This is a genomic window from Mycobacterium sp. (genome assembly GCF_040398885.1).
In the GTDB taxonomy this organism is placed as follows: Bacteria; Actinomycetota; Actinomycetes; order Mycobacteriales; family Mycobacteriaceae; genus Mycobacterium.
The window spans coordinates 5,585-9,830 of record NZ_JBBATF010000119.1 but is presented as its reverse complement, the minus strand read 5'-3'; the positions used below and the strand labels follow the sequence as shown (position 1 = coordinate 9,830).

The 4,246-nt window shown below is 70.8% G+C and carries 4 protein-coding genes and 1 pseudogene; 4 read left to right on the top strand and 1 reads right to left on the bottom strand.

Going from position 1 to position 4,246, the window contains the following annotated elements; translation table 11 throughout:
* The 3 genes and pseudogenes from ADBZ5U_RS11635 to ADBZ5U_RS11625 all read left to right on the top strand — a co-directional run.
* A pseudogene (locus ADBZ5U_RS11635) lies at positions 1–624 on the top strand (hypothetical protein); the annotation flags it as partial.
* A gap of 80 nt (positions 625–704) precedes the next feature.
* Positions 705–1,778, top strand: coding sequence for a lysylphosphatidylglycerol synthase transmembrane domain-containing protein (locus tag ADBZ5U_RS11630; protein WP_526265568.1), 1,074 nt, complete (start codon positions 705–707; stop codon positions 1,776–1,778).
* A 13-nt stretch (positions 1,779–1,791) separates the two neighbouring features.
* Positions 1,792–2,172 carry a DUF3054 family protein gene (locus ADBZ5U_RS11625; RefSeq protein ID WP_526265566.1) on the top strand — a complete coding sequence of 127 codons (381 nt, stop codon included), beginning with the start codon at positions 1,792–1,794 and terminating at the stop codon, positions 2,170–2,172.
* Here ADBZ5U_RS11625 and ADBZ5U_RS11620 read toward each other — a convergent pair.
* Positions 2,169–2,537: a hemophore-related protein gene (locus tag ADBZ5U_RS11620; RefSeq protein ID WP_526265564.1), complete on the bottom strand. Its 369-nt coding sequence runs from the start codon at positions 2,535–2,537 to the stop codon at positions 2,169–2,171. The two genes, ADBZ5U_RS11625 and ADBZ5U_RS11620, sit on opposite strands and share 4 nt — an antisense overlap.
* A 190-nt stretch (positions 2,538–2,727) precedes the next feature.
* Here ADBZ5U_RS11620 and ADBZ5U_RS11615 point away from each other — a divergent pair.
* A partial coding sequence (locus tag ADBZ5U_RS11615) for an MMPL family transporter (protein WP_526265562.1) occupies positions 2,728–4,246 on the top strand: 1,519 nt, incomplete at its 3' end.

Sequence of the window (4,246 nt, the reverse complement as noted above, 5' to 3'; positions counted from 1 at the left end):
ATGTTCCTGGTGCCGGCCATCATGAAACTGCTCGGCGACGACTGCTGGTGGGCGCCGAAGTGGATGAAGCGGCTGCAGCACAAGATCGGTCTGGGCGAGACCACGCTGCCCGACGAACGCAAGCGGATCGCCGCACCGGGCACCGAGGCGGCACTGCCGGCAGCCGAACCGGAGGAGGCGCTCGTCGGCGCCGCCCCGACCATCCCGGCGCCGGCACCGCTCAGCACGCCGCGCCGGCCGGTTGCGGCTCCGGTCGAGGATGCTCCCACCCGTCGGTTCCAGTCCGCCGGGGCGCGGGAGGACCGGGACATCGGGTCCTGGCTCGGAGAATTGCGCCGCAAGACGTCCTTGAAGCGGCCCGCCCAGCCGGTGGATTCGGCGGCCGGGCCGACCACGGTGCTCGCGTCGGACGAGCCGACCCATGCGATCGCCGGCCCGGAGGACGCCACGACGGCGATTCCTGCGGCGGCCGTCGCTGAAGCGATTTCCAGCGCGGAGACCCGTGCGATCCCGGTGAGCCGCCCGGCCGGCGACTCGGAGGTCGCCACCGAGAAGCTGAATGCCCGCGGGCACACCGGCGGGGTCAGCGCCCACGATCTGCTGCGCCGCGAGGGCCGTATCTGACCGTCGGGCCTTGCCCCGGTTTCCGGGTCGACCAGCACCGCTTCCCCCGGGTGACACGCTGCCGAAGCTAGGCTTGGCGGGTGGCTCACAACGCGCCGGCCGGGCGCGGAAGGTACTGGTGGGTCCGATGGGCGCTGCTGGGCCTCGCGGCGGTGATCCTCGCCGTCGAGGCGGGCATGGTGTGGGATCAGCTCGCCAAGGCGTGGATGAGCCTGCTGACCGCGAACCCCTGGTGGGTGCTCGCCGCGGTCGCAGCGGCCATGCTGTCGATGCACAGCTTCGCGCAGATCCAGCGGACCCTGCTGCGCGCAGCCGGTGTGACCGTGCGGCAGTGGAGTTCGGAGGCGGCCTTCTACGCCGGTAACGCGCTGAGCACCACCCTGCCGGGCGGCCCGGTGTTGTCGGCGACGTTCGTCTACCGCCGGCAGCGGCAGTGGGGCGCCTCCCCGGTGGTGGCCTCCTGGCAGCTGGTGATGTCGGGGGCACTGCAGGTGGTGGGTCTTGCCGTGATCGGTCTGGGGGGCGCATTCCTGTTGGGCGCCAAGAACAATCCGTTCTCGCTGCTGTTCACCCTCGGCGGGTTCGTGGCGCTGATCCTGCTGGCGCAGGCGGTCGCGACCCGGCCGGAACTCATCGACGGAATCGGCGTGAAGGTGCTCCGGTGGGTCAACTCCGCGCGCGGCAAGCCCGCCGACACCGGACTGCGGAAGTGGCGTGAGACCCTCACCCAGTTGGAGTCGGTCAGCCTCAGCCGGGGCGAACTCGGGGAGGCGTTCGGCTGGTCGGTGTTCAACTGGTTCGCCGACGTGGCATGCCTGGCGTTCGCCGCCTACGCCGCCGGCGGCCACCCTTCCCTGGCCGGACTGACCGTCGCCTACGCCGCCGCCCGCGCGGTCGGGGCGATTCCCCTCATGCCGGGCGGCTTGCTGGTCGTCGAGGCCGTCCTGGTCCCCGGCCTGGTATCCAGCGGCATGGCGCTGCCGGCGGCGATCTCGGCGATGCTGATCTACCGGTTGGTGAGTTGGGTTTTCATCTCCGCGATCGGATGGGTGGTGTTCTTCTTCATGTTCCGCACCGAAGGGGCGCTGGATCCCGACGCCGTAGTCGATGAACTCGCTGCGACGGAACTCGCGGACCCTCCGAAGGAACCCTGATGGACAGGCGAGGATGACACGCTCCCGAGCCGCCGGGCCGGCCTTCGCCGCCGACGTCGCCTGCATCCTCGGATTCTGTGCGCTGGGCCGGCGCAATCACGACGAGGCGGTCACACTGGGCGACGTCGCATGGACCGCCTGGCCGTTCCTGGCAGGCCTGACGGTGGCGTGGGTGATCTACCGCGCATGGCGAGAGCCGACTGCGATCCGTCCCACCGGAGTCCGCGTGTGGCTGAGCACCGTAGTCATCGCGATGGGCCTGCGCGCAGGTGTCGGCGAAGGCGTCGCGGTGAGTTTCGTCCTGGTCGCCACGCTCGTGACCGGACTGCTGCTTCTCGGCTGGCGGGCCGTCTGGCCGACCGTTGCCGCGGCGCGCGCCGGACGGCGCGGTTAGGAGACGCCGCCCGCCACGCCGCCGTCCGTGGCACCGCAGCGGTTCTTCAAGTCGGTCAGCGGCTGCCGGATGCCCGTGAGTTCCGCCTTGACCTGCGGGTTGGCGTCGAGGTACCCCTGAACCTGACCTTGCAGGCTGTCGCGCGGCGAGCCCTCCAGGCCGGTGAAGAAAGCGTTGACGTCGGGATGAGTGAACAGGTACGCCGACGTCGCGGCGGACACCCCGGCGGCCACCCCGGCAAGGTCGGCGGCGGTGCAGTTCGGCGGCGCGGCGACTGCCGAGGGCGCAAGTCCGACCAGCAGGGTCCCGGCGACCGCACCGGCGCCGATCGTTCCGGCGACAACCCGGCGAGCAGTGAGCATCATCCTCGGTCTCCTCATTTCGTGAGCTTTGGTGGAAAGCTTTTCTTCAGCCTAGTTGCCCAGCTTAGGCCAGGCGCCGGTTTCCGTCGCGCCCGGCCCCGCCAAGACCGATTGGACACCCGCGTGCTGCGGTAGGCTCGCAGCCACGCGATTCGCTGTGCCAGATTCGGGGAGAAACGCCATCCAGCAGTTCATGATGCGTCTGAGCGGCAGCCTGCGCAGACATCGGTGGCTGGTGTTCACCTGCTGGCTGATGGCGCTGGTGCCGTCGGTTGCGCTGGCCCTGACCCAGTCCAACCACCTCACCGGCGGCGGCTTCGAGGTGGCCGGCTCGCAGTCACTGCATGTGCAGTACGAACTCCAGGACCACTACCCGCAACTGGGCGCCTCCCCGCTGGCGCTGGTCGCGGCGCCGCGCGCGGATGCCACCTACGCCGACATGACGGCGGCCGTCCAACTGCTGGAGCAGGCCGCCCGCGAGGTGCCCAGCCTCGAGGTGGTGCCGAACCAGGTCCAGCCGCCGCCGGCACCCGACCGCCCCTATGTGGTGTCGCTTCGCCTGGGTTTCGACAACACCGGGGCGGTGGACACCGCCCGTAAATTGCGCGCCAAGGTCGGCGTCCAGGGCGATCAGCCGGGCCGGACCGCCGACGGCCGGGTCAAGCTGTACGTCATCGGCCAGGGCGCCCTCGGCGCCGCCGCACAGACCAGCACCAAACACGACATCGCCGCGGCCGAACGGTGGAATCTGCCTGTCGTCCTGATGATCCTGGTGGCGGTGTTCGGCTCGTTGGCCGCCGCGGCGATCCCCCTGGCTCTCGGCATCTGCACGGTGGTGGTGACCATGGGAGCCGTCTATCTGCTGTCGATGGTCACTACGATGTCGGTGTTCGTCACCTCGACGGTCTCGATGTTCGGCATCGCCCTGGCGATCGACTACTCGTTGTTCATCCTGATGCGGTTCAGGGAGGAACTTCGGGCCGGCCGGGATCCCGACCAGGCCGCCGGCGCCGCGATGGCGACCTCGGGGTTGGCGGTGCTGCTCTCCGGCCTCACCGTGATCGCATCGCTGACCGGCATCTACGTGATCGGCACCCCGGTCCTGCGGTCGATGGCCACCGGCGCGATCCTGGCGGTGGCCTTCGCGGTGCTCACCTCGGCGACCCTGATCCCGGCGGTGCTGGCCGTCTTCGGCCGGGCGGCGGCCCGGCGGTCCCCGCTGCTGAACTGGTCCCGACGGCCGGAGTCCACCCGGTCGCGGTTCTGGACCCGCTGGGTGGGTTCGGTCATGCGCCGGCCGTGGGCCTCGGCGCTGTCGGCCACGGCCCTGTTGCTGATGGTGGCCGCCCCGGCCTTCGGCATGGTGCTCGGCAACAGCATGCAACGGCAGTTCCCGTCGTCCCACGAGATCCGAGGCGGGGTGGCCGCGGCCGCCGAGGCACTCGGGCCCGGCGCGCTGGGCCCGGTGCGCATCCTGGTCACCTTCCCCGCCGCCGACGCCGACGACCCGGGCAATGCACCCATCCTCGCGGCGGTGGGCCGGGCCGCCGGGCAGGCGGTCAACATCGTGTCGGTGGCGCCTCCGGTGTTCGCCGACGACAACCGCAGCGCACTGCTGTCGGCGGTGCTGGCGGTGGATCCGGAGGAGATGCGGGCCCGCGACACCGTCGACTGGCTTCGCGCCACGCTGCCCGAGGTACCGGAGCTCGATG

What these genes read in the sequence shown, in the direction of transcription:
- ADBZ5U_RS11620 (WP_526265564.1), bottom strand. Translation starts at nt 2,537, where the DNA reads ATGATGCTCACTGCTCGCCGGGTTGTCGCCGGAACGATCGGCGCCGGT.
- ADBZ5U_RS11625 (WP_526265566.1), top strand. Translation starts at nt 1,792, where the DNA reads ATGACACGCTCCCGAGCCGCCGGGCCGGCCTTCGCCGCCGACGTCGCC.